Below are 15,006 nucleotides of genomic sequence, written 5' to 3' on the forward strand. Positions count from 1 at the left end.
AACCGTTGAACTGTTATAACAAACAAGATTGTGAATCTTGTTAATTGCATCATGTTTTTTGAATATCATATATGCGAAAATTAAGATTATTACATTCAACAATATTGATAAGCTAACTAATACTATTAGTAAAAAATATGTCATTTTCTTTGTTTAAAAATTACAAATACTTTGTCTATACCTATAATAATACATCTGTGATTTGCAAGTGCATTATTAAGTGAAATTTGATTATTAATTGTTATAGCAACAATAAAAAGGTTTAAAAAAAGGCATGCGTATAACAGGCTGTGCCCTGTATGAAACAGCTTTTTTAAGGTAGTCATGAAAAAAGTGAACTTATTTATTATTTCTTTTAAATGGAGAAAAAAGATAGTTGTAAATTGTCTCTTTCATGAAATAGCAGAACATAAATTAATTTACTTGTATCTGTATTTGGTCTATTTCATTATCTTTTCTTCCACCAATGTGCCACTTAATATATTTATAATCTCCCTCGCCTATGCGATTTGCTAGTTTTTCTTTTTCTATAACCTTATCAATTTCTTTCCAATATTTTTTAGGAGCATGACCAAAAATTAAAAAAGGAGCAGCATAATTTTCACATTCTAGTTTTTCCGTGTCTGGAAAGCCATACTTTTTTACAATTTCTAATAGTTTTTCAGTTGTTTTGTAATCAAGTTCTTTTTGTAGAACCATCAAAGAATCTTCTTCAGCTTTAGATATTTTAGGTTTTGTATCAGCAATTTTTCTTGCAATTTTCCCAAATGCTAATTGTTCATTTTGGGGAAGTTTTGCATATTCAGAACGGCTTAAATTATTTATATCCATTAATGAATCAAGCACCATAAAAAATGGATCTTCCAATTCTTGCATACCTCTATAAAACTGATCTTGTAAATGCAAGTTAGATAGAACATCACATAATTCAGAATTATTGAGTTTTTTTGCTGTTTTACAAGAAGCTAAGACTAATAGTAATAGTATAATTTTTTTCATAGTTTTAATTTTAAAGGGAATTTAATAAAAAATCCCCTTTTAAAGTTTTTACGCAACAAGCATCGGTTGTCCCATTGTTCCAACTCTTCCGTCGTCGAAATATATGGTATCTCCATTGTCAAGTTTTCCGTTATCATTATCATCAAAATAAGTGTCTTTTCCTGTCCCACTTGATGATGTCCATGTGGTTGTACATCCGCCTCCAAGTACGTTGTGTGCTTCTTTTAAATTTAGTTTTTTTGAATTTAGTTTTTTCATGGTAATAAATTTTAGTTTGACTTACTCTTTTTAGGCTTTTCAGTTACCGCCTTTAATTTGTAATATGAGATAGCTTCTTTTTTTAAAGGGTTTATGCTCCAATCTTCCCATTCATTAGTATATGGACTGTAACCACATTTTAGCGGTTTAGAAAATTCATCTGTTGGGTTTTCTTTATATGCTCTACAATCTGTACAGATATGACGAAATTCACAGTCTTTACATACTGAAATTTGATCTTTTGTAATGCTCCAAACATTTGTGAACTCTTTATCAATTATAATGTCTTTCAATTGAGTGTCATTGACTGAACCAAATCCGTTCTGCATAGAAGGGCAATTTTTGATATTTCCATTTTTATCGATTGAAAGTTTTTTATTTAAACAGGAATTATGGTTTACACTTTCTGTAAAAGCTTTCATATTTGCAGCAAAGAAATTTTGACTTATTTTTCCACAACATAGTTCACTTTCATAGTGCTGTTTTGTATACATTACATGTGCTTTACTGTTACCCTTTGGTACTATATTTTGATTGATAGAACTGTTAAATACTCTTATAAAATCTATACGTAAAAATTGATTTGTAATAGAAGTTATCCACTTTTCAATGTCTTTGAAAAAAGGCAATAATATTTCTATTGATTGTATTGATGATTCGTTTTCTTTTAAGAAAACAAGCATATTTTCCATAACATCAATTCTTGCAACATCAAAATTTCTAATTTCTAAATGCCTACAATGTAAATCATCAAGTTGTTTTAAAACTTTAAGTACATCATAACTAGAATTTTTATCAATATCGATAATGCTATTACTTATGATCGTAGGATCAGACCACTTTAAAGATAATGATGGAAAAATAGCTATCTGTTTTGTAAAGAATACAAACTCATTATCAAACAAAAATTGAAAATACTCGTCAATGATTTCGTCAAACTCATTATTATACTGTTTTTTGATTTCATTGATAGTTTTATCTTCATGATTTGTTAATATATCATACAAATCATTTGGTATAGTTCTAACATCATTTCGTTGTAAATCACAAATAGTACTTCTATTGTAACCTTTAACAATAACGCAGTTTGCAAATAATTTAAAAGGAGTATTAAACTTCATCAAATGAGAATATTTTTGATATTGGTTTATAAAATTTTTCGATTTGAATTTTATCAGATACTATTTTCTTAATCGTGATAAACTGTTCTTTTTTTGATTGTTTTATTTCTGATTTTTCTGTGATCGTAGCCTTATGAAAAGTCAAAGGCAATTGTTCTATTTTTTGAAGTTTCATATTTCCATAAATTCTTTTGCAATCGCTTCTTCTATGTAATAATTACAATTCTTGGATAACCAATCAAATTGTCCCATCGGATTCACTTCTAAAAAAATATAACGCTCATCAATTGAATATATCATATCAATTGAACCCGTATTTAGCTTTACTTTTCTTGTAAAATTTAATAGTTGTTCTTTTAAATCATTCGGTAAATTTATGGGAACACATCTGTTAGGAACTTCATCATTATAATTTCTATAATCAACTTTTGTTTGTTCGTCTTGTTGAGAAAAAATTCCCATTGAAAAAAACGTATCTTCAATAAAAAATATTCGTATTTCAAATTCTTTCTCGATATACTCTTGCGCATAAATTGGCGCAAAATGATCTTCCAATTCAGAAATTAAATCCTCTGTAACTTTGAACGTTCCTGTTGAGTTAATGCTTATATCATCCGTTTTAATATTAATTGCATAGCGTAAATCTTTAGATATTATTTGATCGTATTTAGAACGAAAATCTAATAAACTTTTCTTGCTAGTGGTTACAATTGAATCGGGAATGTTTAAATTACATTCTTTAGCAGCTATTAAGTGATCTAACTTATAATTTTCGATTTCACTTATGTATGAACCAATATATTTTTTAGTAGCCTTTAAACTCGTTTCTATAGATTTGATAAGGCTATCTTCTTCTTTTTTAAGATAGGTTGTTACTTTTCCTAAGCTATTTAATGAGTTTGGTAGGTTTCTGATTCTACCTCGTCTATGCCAAATTCCTGTAATAGCTTCTAAGTTTATGTGGTTTATGGTTAAACTTATCGATTGATTATTTATATAAAAGTGATTCAGTATACTAAATTCTTCTGTATGCAATCTCAAAAAATCTACACCATAATAATTCAACCATCGAATTACGATATTCGTTGAAACATCGTATTTACTGCTTATTAAGAGAATCATTTTTTTTTGTTGAGAGATAATTGATTTTTAAATCTTCTGGAATACTGAATTTCATGTGCGAAATTATTTTATCATAAGTAGCATCCTTGATGTTTCCTTTTCTCTTCTCTCTATCAATTAAGGATTTTATATCCTTCCAATATTTTTTTGGTGAGTGTAAAAATAATGGAAGTATTGAAATATATTCAAGATTAGAATTATGTTGATTAACGTACCCATATTTTTTTACAATTTCAATGAGCCTTTTTGTGTTTTTATCATCAATTGCAAATTGAAACTTCCATAATGTCTTTCGTTCTTCTTCACTTAACAAGTGTTGTTGGTCATATAATATACTACCTCTATATAATTGATCTTTTTCATGCATAAGATCAATTTCCATGATTAAAGTAGCGTCTAGTATTTTTTTCTTTTTTTCTTCTTGACCGAAAACCGAAAGTGATAGAAGAAAAACTAAATAAATAATATTTTTCATAGGTAGATTTTTTAATCTGCTTATAAACAAGAAGTATTTATAAGCAGATGATCTGATTTTATATTTTATTTATGGTAGGAGTTGTGTGATAAAAGTGCATCGATTCTCCAGCACTCCATTTTCCATCTCCGTTCTCATCTACAAATAAATCACTCTCGTAGCTGAACTGTTGTACAACTCCTCCTCCAGTTGCTTGAATACCATCCCAACCTCCATAAATTTTAGGAATTTCCACTTTAAGTGTTTGTAGTTTTTTTATATTTTTTGATTTCATAATTGAATTTTTAATTGGTTTATAAAAAGATAAAGTTATTGAACACTACTAAAGTTTAGTTATTACAAGTTCATCGCCAGCAGTCCACTTGTCGTCATCGTCTCTATCAATATGAACATCTGTGTATTGCGGTTTTTCTGGGTCACCTATTGTTGTTTTATGGTGCTTAGTACCACCATAAACACTAGAAAGTTCAACCTTTCCGATTTGTTTAAAATTGTTTGTTTTCATAATTTGTAAAAATTAAATTAATGCCTACTCTATTATATAGGATTTTCAGCTACTTCCTTGTTTGAAAAATTTAGTTGCAACACAATTTTAGAGACAAAGGGAAATCTTTACACAGTACTTAACTACAAATAAACTAAAAAATTGCACAATAAGTAAGGGGAATCTTCCCCTAAATTTAGGTAATTAGTTAGATTAATCTATTTTATCATGATAACTTAATTTGTTTTGTTAACTAATTAGTCAGTAAATCATTTATGGTACATTTCTTTGCACTTTATTTTAATACCTTTGGTTATTGACCAAAACAAATATAATGAAAATTATACAAAAACTATAATAATTATATAAAATAAATAATATGAATATCAATCGTATCCGAAAAGCTATGAAAGAATTGGATGTTAGCGGGTATAAAATCCAACAAGTAAGCAATGGTTTATTGTCACAAGTTTCGGCTGATAAGATTAAAAATAGTGTGATTGATAACCCAAGAGAAAAATCATTAAAAGTGTTGACTGATATTTTGTGTACTGAATTTAATGTGTCTCGTGAGTGGTTGACAGATGGTACAGGGGAAATGCTACTAGAATCTAATGATTCAAAAGATATGTTTATAGAAAAGCTAGGTGTTCGTTTTGAACTTATTGAATTAGTAGATCATTTTGTGAAGAACAAGGAAGATTACTACAAGAAGTCAGAATATTTAAAGTTATTTATAGATAATCTTGCAGAGCAAAAAATACGACAACGATTAATTGAATTTGGAATTGTTCAACCGCAAGCAAAGGATAAAGATTCTGATTAAAACGCTAAATTAATGCCTTTAGGTAAATGACTCAAATAATGGTCATTTTCTCTTTTCTTACGCTCCACCTCTTTACGCAATTCCTCAACTTTTTTCTCGATTTCTGAAATGGCTTTATTGAAAGAATCTTCTTTGAGATAACCGAGTTCATGTAGTTGCTTTACCTTTTTTATATTACGATTCTTCATGGTAGGGTATTTTAAATTCCTCAATTTCTTTTGTATATCCATCAACATATTGTTCTTTCTTTTTAGTATCGCTTATAAAGTTTGGTGTTATATTGATTATGAAATACCATAAACGTTTAAAGTTTTCCTTGTGAATAAATACAATAGATTTTCTTTGAATCATCCATTTCAAGAAATACATTGTTGCAATGGTTAATATTACAGCGATAGCAAACATCATGAAAATATAAGCCAAATATGGTAAATCTGATTTTGGATAAAAAATCCAAACTAAATAATAGAATGCAATTGACATAAAAGCAAAGGAACAAAATTGATAAGCCCTTTTTAATGATTTGTATTCTATCAATTGAAGCGTAATATAGAATAAGATTGATAAAATTAGTAACACAATAAATACACTTATTTGATAAAGAAAAACATTCATGTTTTTGAAGTAGAATACTTTTGAATCTTGTTTGACTAAACCAAGTTCCTTATATTTCAAAATAGATTTATCATATAAACTAAGGTAATCAGCTAATAATACTCTATTTCGTTCTTCAAAATTATTTTTTGCAATTTCTCCACTAGAATATTGTTCGTAGTTTAGTCTTAATTCTTTAAACTTACTATCTCTTTCCTTTTTTACTTTTGAATGTATTGATCTAGCCTGTGCGACTTCTGAGTTAGTAGTGGGAAAAAATACATGAGAGAAAACTGCAATAATAGAAATTATTGCAGTTATATATAATATAATTTTAGTCGTTTGAATCTTCTTCGTCTTCGACTCCTGGTGCTGTAACGTCTCCTTTGTCTGTCGCTTGGAATTCTTCATATTCTTGTTCTTCTACACTATTTGGTGTACAACTATTAAAAAATGATAATCCGAATACTAATGCACTAATACATACTAATTTTTTCATGGTTGTTTGATTTAATAATTAACATTAAATCAAATGTATATGAAAACAATAGTAGTCAGAAATTTACATCTTATAAATACCGTAAAGTTGTTGCTAAAGTAGTAATATTATGTAATTAAACATAACTTTAGATAAAGAATTTTCATTCATTTTATATAACTATGGTTTTACCGTATGTAAGTTACGGTTGCTTAAATTAACAGTCAAATAAATAAATATGGTGTAAAATCTTTGAAAAAAATCCAACCCAAAAATTATCAGATAGCATTACATGGGTAACAACACACTTTACGTTGTTTCATATTCTGCCAAATCAAAGTTTTTTGATTTTTTCGTCAATGATGCAATCCACATGATGAAAACATTTATCATTACAGAGTAATTACCATTTTTAATATATCGTAAAACTAAATTATTCTGAATTTTGAAAGCTTCAATTGTAATGATTGAAGCTTTTGTTTTTGATACAAGTTAAGTTATCTTCTCAAATCATGTCGTGCATTGTGAACCGCTTTTACAAGTCCAGCATAGGCTCTTACAAAATGCTTTGAGACATGTAGAAATCCGTAAATACTTACGCCCACAATAATTACTATTGTAATTGGGTGCTTTAAAATTTCTTTCTTATCAATCATTGGTTTTGCTTCTTTTGGTGTTAATTCCATGTCAAGCCTTTCTTTGATGGTTTTTTGTTCTATTCTCATACATATTTATTCCTCGTGAAAACGGGGAACTATTTTTTTCAAGTTTATACTACTTTTTTGAATTGTTCAACGTCTCTAAACGCTGAATCATTTTTTTGCTTTATGAAATCTCTAAATCTCATTTAGTAAACAAAGATGTGGAAGAAAGTTGAGATATCATTTGTAAAATTTTGTTCACTGAACAATGGCATGAAGTGAATAAAATAAGCCATCAAGAACCTTAAAGTAATACTTTAAATAAATTAAGAATCAGTACTTGTTTTTACAAGTAAAATTGGGTGCATCATCATAGAGTTGCAACGTTATCTTTTCCATAAGTAATTACTGCATGAAATTTCTTTTTCAATTCTTTTCCTTAAACTTATTGCTAAGTGATAAGTTTATTTTTTTAAAAGGTCAAAGCGGTTTTATTTTACATTCAAAAATGAAGTAGAAACTAAAATTTTTAGCTTTTTTTTTGAATTTATTTATTTTAAAATGTTTCCAGTTTTTTTATCTGAAAAAAATAATTGAAATTTTTTACGCTTAAAATACTGAAAAACAGATATTTAATATTTTAAAAGTAAAAGTGGTTTTACTTTATTACAAAAAAAATCAAAGTGGTTTTACTTTTTTTAAAACAGAACTAAAACTTAAAATACTGAAAAACAGACATTTAATACTTTAAAAGTAAAAGTGGTTTTACTTTATTACGAAAAAAATCAAAGTGGTTTTACTTTTTTTAAAACAGAATTAAAACTTAAAATACTGAAAAACAAGCATTTGATTTTTAAAAGTAAAAGTGGTTTTACTTTATTAAGAAAAGATCAAAGTGGTTTTACTTTTTTTCACGGAAATCTAAAATAGTAGCCATTTTTCAAGTTTATTAATCAAATATGAAATAAAGCAGTTCTTCTAATAGTTTAAAAAAGCAATTCAGTTTCCTCTTTATAGATAAAATAAAACGAGTCCACGTTCTTTTTTGCTTTTTTTCAAATAAAAAAATAAAAAAAGTGGAAGTAATTCTAGGTGCTTTTTCAACAGTTTTCTCAGCAATAATCTACGTTTCCAAGCCATTGTTCAGTGACCAAAATTTTACAAATGATATCTCAGTTTTGTTTTAAATCTTTGTACTGACAAACGCATAAAACTTTATTTGACAAATTGCTACATACCCATAGCAATAATAAAATACATGAGTTGCGTACTTAAAACGAATGTTGAACCTTAAAAAAATGGAGTAAGAAACTCCAAATTCTAGATGCTTTTAAAATTGCTGATTATGTGTTTAGAAATTAATTGTTAAGAAATTGGCAAGTCATTTAAAAGTAATTAAAGAATAAAAAAAGCACTTTTCAAAAAGTACTGATATCCACTTTTTTAGTATGAAAATGTAAGACTCTAAAACTATGTGATTTGTTCACTTTTGTACCGATATACAAAAGTGAACAAATGAAATTTGAATCATAACTGCAATTTTTGTGTTGTAGAAATGGAAAAATAGGTATTGCTATCGACGACTATTGAAGTTTATTGATCGCTATCGAAGTTTATTGACTGTTATCGAACGCTATCGGCTGCTATCGATTATTCGATATTTTTTAATGCTAATCTTTGTAATGTGAAAAAGTAAAAAGTGTATCAACAAAGTTGCACGAACTTAATATATCAACATTGTTTTTGACGAAGTTCCACGAACTTCCATAAACTGTAAAGCAGTATTAAAATTATAGTAATATTTGATATGAATAAGATAAAAAAGAAGAAATACAGACTGAAAAATGATTTTGAATGATGAAAAGCTGTGACAATCTGTGACAATCTGTGACAATCTGTGTCAATCTCGGTCAATCTGTGACAATCTCTGAAAAGCTTACTTTTTTATACCAATATTTGTAATTCAAAGAGGTAAAAGTGAAAAAAGAGTTGATTCAAACTGACGCATACTGGAAAACTTAATTTTTTTTCTTTTAACCTTTACAATAGCAACTAATGAGTTTTAAAAATAATATGAACACACATTAAAATAAATAGTAAATGACTTCCCTTAGTCATGTATTGTAGGAACAATACTGTTAATTATTGATGAAACAGTAGGATTCGATTTGAATTCTTCGTATTATTGAAGATATGATTTCAAATAATTCTACAATTTTCACAAAGGGAAATATAGCTTCTTACTACGCATTAGCGGTAAGATGCAATACCATAGTTCCTTTATATGAAGATAGAAAAAGACATCACAGCATTAAGAACGATTTCCGTTAAAGAATTAAGAAGCTTCGACGGATTTGCTGATGTGTCAGATGAGCAAGCAATTCATATTATACATACATTAAAAGAATTATCATTATTAACTCATAATATCGTCACGAACCATGAAAAATCTGATTCAATTTCAAAGCTTCGCAAAGCAGAGTAAACATGTAACAATTAGAAATAACAAAGCCGTTATATACACACGTGTTTCAGATATAAAACAACGTGATAATACAAGTTTAGAAAGTCAGCTAAAATACTGTACAGAATATGCCAATAAAAACGATATGGAGATTTGCGAGTATTTCGGTGGAACAAACGAGAGTGCTAAAACGGATGATCGAAAAGAATTTCAACGGATGCTTTCGTTTGTAAAGACAAAAAAGATTTCACATATCATCGTATATAGTACAGATCGTTTTTCAAGGGCGGGAGAAAGTGCCATTCATACCTTAGCCAAAATAAGAAGAATAGGAATCAATCTCATTGCCATTACACAACCTGCCGACACGCAAACTTCTACGGGGCGGTTTTATCAAAATCTAAACTTACTGTTTAGTAAATATGATAACGACCAACGCAGAGACAAAACCATTACAGGAATGCGCCATCGTTTGTTAAATGGCTATTGGATGGGAACTGCTCCGATTGGCTATAAAAATACACGAGACGAAAAAAACATTCCCATTATAGTTCCAAGTGAAAAAGCACATTTAGTGCGGAAAGCTTTTGAATGGAAAGCAAACGAAAATTTATCCAATGCAGAAATTGTAAACAGACTAGAGAAATACGGATTAAAAATATATAGACAGCGATTAACTAATATGTTTAGAAATGTGGTGTATTGCGGATTGATATCACATAGTTTGTTAGACGAGCAAATTATTGAGGGTAAGCACAAAGCCATTGTTCCAAGGGATTTATTTTTAAAAGTGCATGGCATTCAAGCTATGAATAACCACAAATCAAAACACAATAAGACTAATGAGAATTTACCTTTAAAGGTATTTACAAAATGTGCTACATGTAAAAGTCCACTAACAGGATATTTGGTAAAGAAAAAGAATATCTATTACTATAAATGCAAAACGGTTGGTTGTCCTTGCAACAAAAATGCAAATGACTTGCATGACAAATTCAACGATATATTAGGAAAGTATCAAATTGATAAAAAGTACATTGCTCCGCTAAAGATGCAGTTGAAGCATACCTTTGAATACTTCAATACGTCCAATGAGGATAATACAGCGCATTTAAAATATAACCTAAAGACAATTAACGAAAAGGTAGAAAAGATTGAGGAACGCTTTGTAATTGGCGAAATAGGTGGTGCGTTGTATCAAAAGTTCTCAAAGAAATATGATGAGCAGAAGAAAGAAATAGAGCAAGAAATTGAAAAAAACAGCTTGGATAGTTCGAACCTTGAAACTTATATTAATAATTCGATAGATTTACTTTGTAACTTACACAATATATGGCGATTAGGAAGTTATACGGAAAAACAGAAATTTCAAAAACTCATCTTCCCCGACGGAATCACGTATGATCGCAAAAATGATGTAGTTCGAACCACTAGAGCAAACTCAATATTTGAATTAACTCGTTCAATGTCAGTAAGTTTTAGAAATAAAAAAAACGGACAAAAAAACAAAAATGTTATTTTGTCCGCTCCTGTGACCGCGAAGGGATTCGAACCCCCAACCCTCAGAGCCGAAATCTGATATTCTATCCAGTTGAACTACGCAGCCAAAATTCTCACATAAGTGAGATCTATATTAAAACTTTATATTTTTTTGATTTTTTTAGTTAGACAGTTTTGCCTTTACAATAGTAGAGATTGTTTTCCCATCTGCTTGCCCAGCCAATTCCTTTGAAACGATTCCCATTACTTTTCCCATGTCTTTCATTCCTGTAGCGCCAATACTTTCAATTGTCATGACAACTACTTTTTCAATTTCATCTTCACTCAAAGGTTCTGGTAAAAATTGACTAATCACTTCTGCTTGATCAATTTCAGGAAGTGCCAAATCTTTTCTGTCTTGTTCCAAATAAATAGCAGCACTATCTTTACGTTGCTTTACTAATTTTTGAAGCAACTTTACTTCCTCTTCTTCCGACAATTCTTGCTTAGCACCACTTTGTGTTTGCGCTAATAATATTTCAGATTTTACAGCACGTAAAGCCGCCAAAGCAGTTTGATCTTTGGCTTTCATAGCCGTTTTCAATGCCGTCATTATATCTTGTTGTAATCCCATGATGTTTGTATTTTGATGCTGTGAAGATAAAAAATTAAACCCGGAAATAGAACAGCAATTCCCGGGTCTAAAAAACATATATAATAGTACTAAATCTAATTAGTCAACGTTGTCATGCAAAAAAGAATTATTATTTCTCAATTGCATATCATCATTACTATCCGTACCTAAACTGGTTCGGGAAGCCGTGTCTGATGAATTATTTTCATTGAGTTCAATACCTGCTCTTTTGTAAGCGGGTTGTTTCTCAATTTCTTCAATACGCGAAGATACGTTTTTATTGAACTTATGGTTAAAATTTTTCAATGTTCTTCTACGTTCGTCAGCTCTGTTTTTTAAGCTTTCTTCAATAGTAGCATTAAACGGATCCGCTTCAATTGTTTCTTTCGATTCTTCAACTGGTTTCGCTACTACCTTTTTCTCAAAAACAATGCCATCTTCAGCAACCTGAGGAATATTTTTTTCAGAAGTAACTTCTTCTTCCATATAATCATCCAAACTGTATCGTGTGACACCTTTGTCATGAACTTCTGTCACAGGAATTACTTCTACATGATCGTTTACTTCAATAGCATTTACCTCTTCAGAAGTCAATTCGAACTTAACAATATTTTCTTCTTCTGTTGGAGTTTCTTCCACTACAGTATTTGCCAATGGCATATCAAATGTAAACGCAATCTGGTTTTCTTCTTCCTCTTCTTCTTTTGTTTCAGCAACTACAAATTCAGGATCATTCACTTCCAAATTCAAAATCTGATCTGTCATTGAAGTAATAATAAAATCCTGTTCAACTTGTGGTTGCGGCACTTTTACTTCTTCATACACAACAGACATATTCTTAATAATTTCCGAAGTCGGAATCAAATTCATTGTCGCTGTATCATCATCTATTAATGTATGACGTACTACTTCCGCCTTTTTAGGAGCTTCTTCAACAGATTTTTGTACAGGAATAGTTGACGTTACTACCGATGTTGGTTTTGTAGTCAAATTTTGTACTGCGCGTTGTTCATCTTCTAAAGTATGGATAATCTTTTTTGATTCAGTATTTACAATTTCATCTTGCTGATCAACATCGAAACCCGTAGCAATAATCGTTACCGAAATTGCATCTTCCAACGTTTCATCTTCTCCAACTCCCATAATGATGTTTGCTACACCACCAGCTTCAGTTTGAATATGATCGTTGATTTCTCCAATTTCATCAATCGTAATTTCTTCTGAACCAGAAACGATAAGCAACAGTACGTTTTTAGCTCCTGCAATTTTGTTATCATTTAATAATGGAGAGTCTAGTGCCTTCATGATGGCTTCGCTTGCGCGATTTGCCCCAGAAGCATTTGATGATCCCATGATGGCTGTTCCACTATTTGATAATACAGTTTTCGCATCCCGCAAGTCAATATTTTGCGTGTAGTGATGCGTAATTACTTCTGCAATTCCTCTAGAAGCAGTAGAAAGTACTTCATCCGCCTTTGAGAAACCAGCTTTGAAACCTAAGTTACCGTAAACTTCTCTTAATTTGTCATTATTGATGACAATTAACGAATCCACGTGCGAACGTAGTTTTTCAACTCCGATACGTGCTTGTGTGTTACGCATTTTTCCTTCAAACTTGAAAGGAATCGTTACAATACCAACGGTTAGTATGTCTTTGTCTTTGGCTAGTTTTGCAATTACTGGAGCCGCTCCAGTTCCTGTTCCACCGCCCATTCCAGCAGTGATAAATACCATTTTTGTATTGGTATCTAACATTGTGCTAATGTCTTCTATGCTTTCCAATGCCGCTTTTTCTCCAACTTCCGGATTTGCGCCTGCGCCCAATCCTTCCGTAAGTGAAACTCCTAATTGAATTTTATTAGGCACTGTACTATTTTGTAGTGCTTGCGAATCTGTATTACAGATGACAAAATCTACTCCTTTTATTCCTTGTTGGAACATGTGGTTGATGGCGTTACTTCCGCCACCGCCTACACCGATCACTTTTATTACATTTGATTGGTTTTTTGGCAAATCAAATGAAATGTTTCCGAATTCTGTGTTGCTACTCATAATTCTTTAACTGGGTTTTTATTATTCTGCGTTATCTAAAAAATCTTTCAACTTATCGGCCCATTTTTCAAAGATCGACTTTCGTTCTTTTTTGGGTTCCGATTGTACTGGAGCACTGTTATTGGTATGTTCTGCGTTGTCTTCGATTGCAGTTTCTGCATCTGAAATTGTTTCTATAGGTGGTTCCACAACTTCTTCTTCAACAACGACTTTTGATTGGTTTTCTACTGCATTCATTACTAATCCGACAGCAGTTGCATATAATGGACTTGCCATTTCTGCATCAGAATCGCCTGCTAAATGTTCGTTTGGATACCCAATTCTGGTATCCATTCCTGTAATGTATTCTACTAATTGTTTTAAATGATTTAACTGACTTCCGCCACCTGTAAGCACTATTCCAGCAATTAGTTTTTTCTTTTGTTCTTCATGCCCGTAGTTCTTAATTTCTAAGTACGCTTGTTCTATGATTTCAACAACACGTGCATGAATAATTTTTGAGAGATTTTTTAATGTAATCTCTTTTGGTTCTCTTCCACGTAATCCTGGAATTGAGACAATTTCGTTGTCTTTGTTTTCGCCTGGCCAAGCAGATCCAAATTTTATTTTGAGTAATTCCGCTTGTTTTTCTATGATAGAGCAACCTTCTTTGATATCTTCTGTAATGACATTTCCGCCAAATGGAATTACTGCCGTGTGGCGAATGATTCCGTCTTTAAATATGGCTAAATCTGTGGTTCCACCACCAATATCAATTAAAGCAACTCCTGCTTCTTTTTCTTCCTGACTTAATACTGCATTGGCAGATGCTAACGGCTCTAAGGTGATTCCGGCTAAGCCCAACCCTGAACTTTTTACACATCTTCCAATATTTCTAATTGATGATACTTGCCCAACAACCACATGAAAGTTAGCTTCCAATCGTCCGCCATACATTCCTATTGGTTCTTTTATTTCGGCTTGCCCGTCAACTTTGTATTCTTGCGGAAGCACATGAATAATTTCTTCACCTGGAAGCATCACTAATTTATATACTTGATTGATTAACAATTCAATATCATCTTCATCAATCACTTCATCTGCGTTTGTACGCGTGATGTAATCACTGTGTTGTAAACTACGAATGTGTTGTCCTGCAATTCCAACCACGACTTCCGTAATTTTGTTATCCGAATCACTTTCCGCTTCTTGAACGGCTTGTTGTATGGATTGAATGGTTTGTGTAATATTATTTACGACACCACGGTGCACACCCAAGCTTTTGGATTTTCCAACTCCAAGAATTTCGAGCTTTCCATATTCATTTTTTCGCCCAACCATTGCCACAATTTTTGTGGTTCCTATGTCTAATCCTACTGCGATGTTATTGTTTTCCATGA

At 30.7% G+C, this 15,006-nt stretch carries 18 protein-coding genes and 1 tRNA gene; 3 read left to right on the plus strand and 16 right to left on the minus strand.

Annotated elements, in window-relative coordinates; genetic code table 11:
• Positions 1 to 414: 414 nt before the first annotated feature.
• The 8 genes from ACQ654_RS08995 to ACQ654_RS09030 are packed head-to-tail and all read right to left on the minus strand — an operon-like array spanning position 415 to position 4,480.
• Positions 415 to 999 carry a hypothetical protein gene (locus tag ACQ654_RS08995; RefSeq protein WP_430409992.1) on the minus strand — a complete coding sequence of 195 codons (585 nt, stop codon included), beginning with the start codon at positions 997 to 999 and terminating at the stop codon, positions 415 to 417.
• 48 nt (positions 1,000 to 1,047) lie between these two features.
• Positions 1,048 to 1,257: a hypothetical protein gene (locus tag ACQ654_RS09000; protein ID WP_430409993.1), complete on the minus strand. Its 210-nt coding sequence runs from the start codon at positions 1,255 to 1,257 to the stop codon at positions 1,048 to 1,050.
• 11 nt (positions 1,258 to 1,268) lie between these two features.
• Positions 1,269 to 2,378 carry a grasp-with-spasm system SPASM domain peptide maturase gene (gene gwsS / locus ACQ654_RS09005; RefSeq protein ID WP_430409994.1) on the minus strand — a complete coding sequence of 370 codons (1,110 nt, stop codon included), beginning with the start codon at positions 2,376 to 2,378 and terminating at the stop codon, positions 1,269 to 1,271.
• Positions 2,368 to 2,553 carry a hypothetical protein gene (locus ACQ654_RS09010; protein ID WP_430409995.1) on the minus strand — a complete coding sequence of 62 codons (186 nt, stop codon included), beginning with the start codon at positions 2,551 to 2,553 and terminating at the stop codon, positions 2,368 to 2,370. The genes gwsS and ACQ654_RS09010 overlap by 11 nt, the downstream gene beginning before the upstream one ends.
• Entirely contained in the window at positions 2,550 to 3,500 is a 951-nt protein-coding gene (locus ACQ654_RS09015; protein ID WP_430409996.1) for a hypothetical protein, read from the minus strand. Before ACQ654_RS09015 ends, ACQ654_RS09010 begins: the two co-directional genes overlap by 4 nt.
• A complete protein-coding gene (locus ACQ654_RS09020; protein WP_430409997.1) occupies positions 3,478 to 3,975 on the minus strand; it encodes a hypothetical protein in 498 nt (165 codons plus the stop codon). The genes ACQ654_RS09015 and ACQ654_RS09020 overlap by 23 nt, the downstream gene beginning before the upstream one ends.
• A gap of 58 nt (positions 3,976 to 4,033) precedes the next feature.
• Positions 4,034 to 4,249 (minus strand): hypothetical protein, encoded by a 216-nt coding sequence (locus ACQ654_RS09025; protein ID WP_430409998.1) that lies wholly within the window; start codon positions 4,247 to 4,249, stop codon positions 4,034 to 4,036.
• A gap of 48 nt (positions 4,250 to 4,297) precedes the next feature.
• Positions 4,298 to 4,480: a hypothetical protein gene (locus ACQ654_RS09030; protein ID WP_430409999.1), complete on the minus strand. Its 183-nt coding sequence runs from the start codon at positions 4,478 to 4,480 to the stop codon at positions 4,298 to 4,300.
• A gap of 358 nt (positions 4,481 to 4,838) precedes the next feature.
• On the opposite strand from ACQ654_RS09030, the gene ACQ654_RS09035 reads away from it, so the two are divergent.
• Complete coding sequence (locus ACQ654_RS09035; RefSeq protein WP_430410000.1) at positions 4,839 to 5,285, plus strand: hypothetical protein; 447 nt, start codon at positions 4,839 to 4,841, stop codon at positions 5,283 to 5,285.
• On the opposite strand, the gene ACQ654_RS09040 is transcribed toward ACQ654_RS09035, so the two are convergent.
• From ACQ654_RS09040 to ACQ654_RS09055, 4 genes are all read right to left on the minus strand, one after another.
• A complete protein-coding gene (locus ACQ654_RS09040; RefSeq protein ID WP_430410001.1) occupies positions 5,282 to 5,473 on the minus strand; it encodes a hypothetical protein in 192 nt (63 codons plus the stop codon). The two genes, ACQ654_RS09035 and ACQ654_RS09040, sit on opposite strands and share 4 nt — an antisense overlap.
• A complete protein-coding gene (locus tag ACQ654_RS09045; RefSeq protein ID WP_430410002.1) occupies positions 5,460 to 5,900 on the minus strand; it encodes a hypothetical protein in 441 nt (146 codons plus the stop codon). Before ACQ654_RS09045 ends, ACQ654_RS09040 begins: the two co-directional genes overlap by 14 nt.
• Before the next feature lie 313 nt (positions 5,901 to 6,213).
• Positions 6,214 to 6,378, minus strand: coding sequence for a hypothetical protein (locus tag ACQ654_RS09050; RefSeq protein ID WP_430410003.1), 165 nt, complete (start codon positions 6,376 to 6,378; stop codon positions 6,214 to 6,216).
• 476 nt (positions 6,379 to 6,854) lie between these two features.
• On the minus strand, positions 6,855 to 7,082 hold the full coding sequence (locus ACQ654_RS09055; protein WP_430410004.1) for a hypothetical protein: 228 nt from the start codon (positions 7,080 to 7,082) through the stop codon (positions 6,855 to 6,857).
• A 2,200-nt stretch (positions 7,083 to 9,282) separates the two neighbouring features.
• Between ACQ654_RS09055 and ACQ654_RS09060 the strand changes: the two genes are divergently transcribed.
• The gene (locus tag ACQ654_RS09060; RefSeq protein WP_430410005.1) at positions 9,283 to 9,483 is read left to right on the plus strand and encodes a hypothetical protein; all 201 of its coding nucleotides are present in this window, start codon (positions 9,283 to 9,285) and stop codon (positions 9,481 to 9,483) included.
• Positions 9,440 to 11,041 (plus strand): recombinase family protein, encoded by a 1,602-nt coding sequence (locus tag ACQ654_RS09065; protein ID WP_430413015.1) that lies wholly within the window; start codon positions 9,440 to 9,442, stop codon positions 11,039 to 11,041. The genes ACQ654_RS09060 and ACQ654_RS09065 overlap by 44 nt, the downstream gene beginning before the upstream one ends.
• Here ACQ654_RS09065 and ACQ654_RS09070 read toward each other — a convergent pair.
• The 4 genes from ACQ654_RS09070 to ftsA all read right to left on the minus strand — a co-directional run bounded on the left by ACQ654_RS09070 (position 10,995) and on the right by ftsA (position 15,004).
• Positions 10,995 to 11,068 (minus strand) — tRNA-Arg (locus tag ACQ654_RS09070). The two genes, ACQ654_RS09065 and ACQ654_RS09070, sit on opposite strands and share 47 nt — an antisense overlap.
• A gap of 54 nt (positions 11,069 to 11,122) precedes the next feature.
• Positions 11,123 to 11,575 carry a GatB/YqeY domain-containing protein gene (locus ACQ654_RS09075; protein WP_430410006.1) on the minus strand — a complete coding sequence of 151 codons (453 nt, stop codon included), beginning with the start codon at positions 11,573 to 11,575 and terminating at the stop codon, positions 11,123 to 11,125.
• A 99-nt stretch (positions 11,576 to 11,674) separates the two neighbouring features.
• Complete coding sequence (gene ftsZ / locus ACQ654_RS09080; RefSeq protein WP_430410007.1) at positions 11,675 to 13,627, minus strand: cell division protein FtsZ; 1,953 nt, start codon at positions 13,625 to 13,627, stop codon at positions 11,675 to 11,677.
• A gap of 21 nt (positions 13,628 to 13,648) precedes the next feature.
• A complete protein-coding gene (ftsA, locus tag ACQ654_RS09085; RefSeq protein WP_430410008.1) occupies positions 13,649 to 15,004 on the minus strand; it encodes a cell division protein FtsA in 1,356 nt (451 codons plus the stop codon).
• Positions 15,005 to 15,006 lie beyond the last annotated feature (2 nt).

The sequence above is a fragment of the Kordia sp. genome (assembly GCF_965283645.1).
Lineage (GTDB): Bacteria > Bacteroidota > Bacteroidia > Flavobacteriales > Flavobacteriaceae > Kordia.

Excerpts from the sequence above, each read along its gene's own strand:
- ACQ654_RS08995 (WP_430409992.1), bottom strand. The coding sequence starts at position 999 with ATGAAAAAAATTATACTATTACTATTAGTCTTAGCTTCTTGTAAAACA.
- ACQ654_RS09000 (WP_430409993.1), bottom strand. The coding sequence starts at position 1,257 with ATGAAAAAACTAAATTCAAAAAAACTAAATTTAAAAGAAGCACACAAC.
- gwsS (WP_430409994.1), bottom strand. The coding sequence starts at position 2,378 with ATGAAGTTTAATACTCCTTTTAAATTATTTGCAAACTGCGTTATTGTT.
- ACQ654_RS09010 (WP_430409995.1), bottom strand. The coding sequence starts at position 2,553 with ATGAAACTTCAAAAAATAGAACAATTGCCTTTGACTTTTCATAAGGCT.
- ACQ654_RS09015 (WP_430409996.1), bottom strand. The coding sequence starts at position 3,500 with ATGATTCTCTTAATAAGCAGTAAATACGATGTTTCAACGAATATCGTA.
- ACQ654_RS09020 (WP_430409997.1), bottom strand. The coding sequence starts at position 3,975 with ATGAAAAATATTATTTATTTAGTTTTTCTTCTATCACTTTCGGTTTTC.
- ACQ654_RS09025 (WP_430409998.1), bottom strand. The coding sequence starts at position 4,249 with ATGAAATCAAAAAATATAAAAAAACTACAAACACTTAAAGTGGAAATT.
- ACQ654_RS09030 (WP_430409999.1), bottom strand. The coding sequence starts at position 4,480 with ATGAAAACAAACAATTTTAAACAAATCGGAAAGGTTGAACTTTCTAGT.
- ACQ654_RS09035 (WP_430410000.1), top strand. The coding sequence starts at position 4,839 with ATGAATATCAATCGTATCCGAAAAGCTATGAAAGAATTGGATGTTAGC.
- ACQ654_RS09040 (WP_430410001.1), bottom strand. The coding sequence starts at position 5,473 with ATGAAGAATCGTAATATAAAAAAGGTAAAGCAACTACATGAACTCGGT.
- ACQ654_RS09045 (WP_430410002.1), bottom strand. The coding sequence starts at position 5,900 with ATGAATGTTTTTCTTTATCAAATAAGTGTATTTATTGTGTTACTAATT.
- ACQ654_RS09050 (WP_430410003.1), bottom strand. The coding sequence starts at position 6,378 with ATGAAAAAATTAGTATGTATTAGTGCATTAGTATTCGGATTATCATTT.
- ACQ654_RS09055 (WP_430410004.1), bottom strand. The coding sequence starts at position 7,082 with ATGAGAATAGAACAAAAAACCATCAAAGAAAGGCTTGACATGGAATTA.
- ACQ654_RS09060 (WP_430410005.1), top strand. The coding sequence starts at position 9,283 with ATGAAGATAGAAAAAGACATCACAGCATTAAGAACGATTTCCGTTAAA.
- ACQ654_RS09065 (WP_430413015.1), top strand. The coding sequence starts at position 9,440 with ATGAAAAATCTGATTCAATTTCAAAGCTTCGCAAAGCAGAGTAAACAT.
- ACQ654_RS09075 (WP_430410006.1), bottom strand. The coding sequence starts at position 11,575 with ATGGGATTACAACAAGATATAATGACGGCATTGAAAACGGCTATGAAA.
- ftsZ (WP_430410007.1), bottom strand. The coding sequence starts at position 13,627 with ATGAGTAGCAACACAGAATTCGGAAACATTTCATTTGATTTGCCAAAA.
- ftsA (WP_430410008.1), bottom strand. The coding sequence starts at position 15,004 with ATGGAAAACAATAACATCGCAGTAGGATTAGACATAGGAACCACAAAA.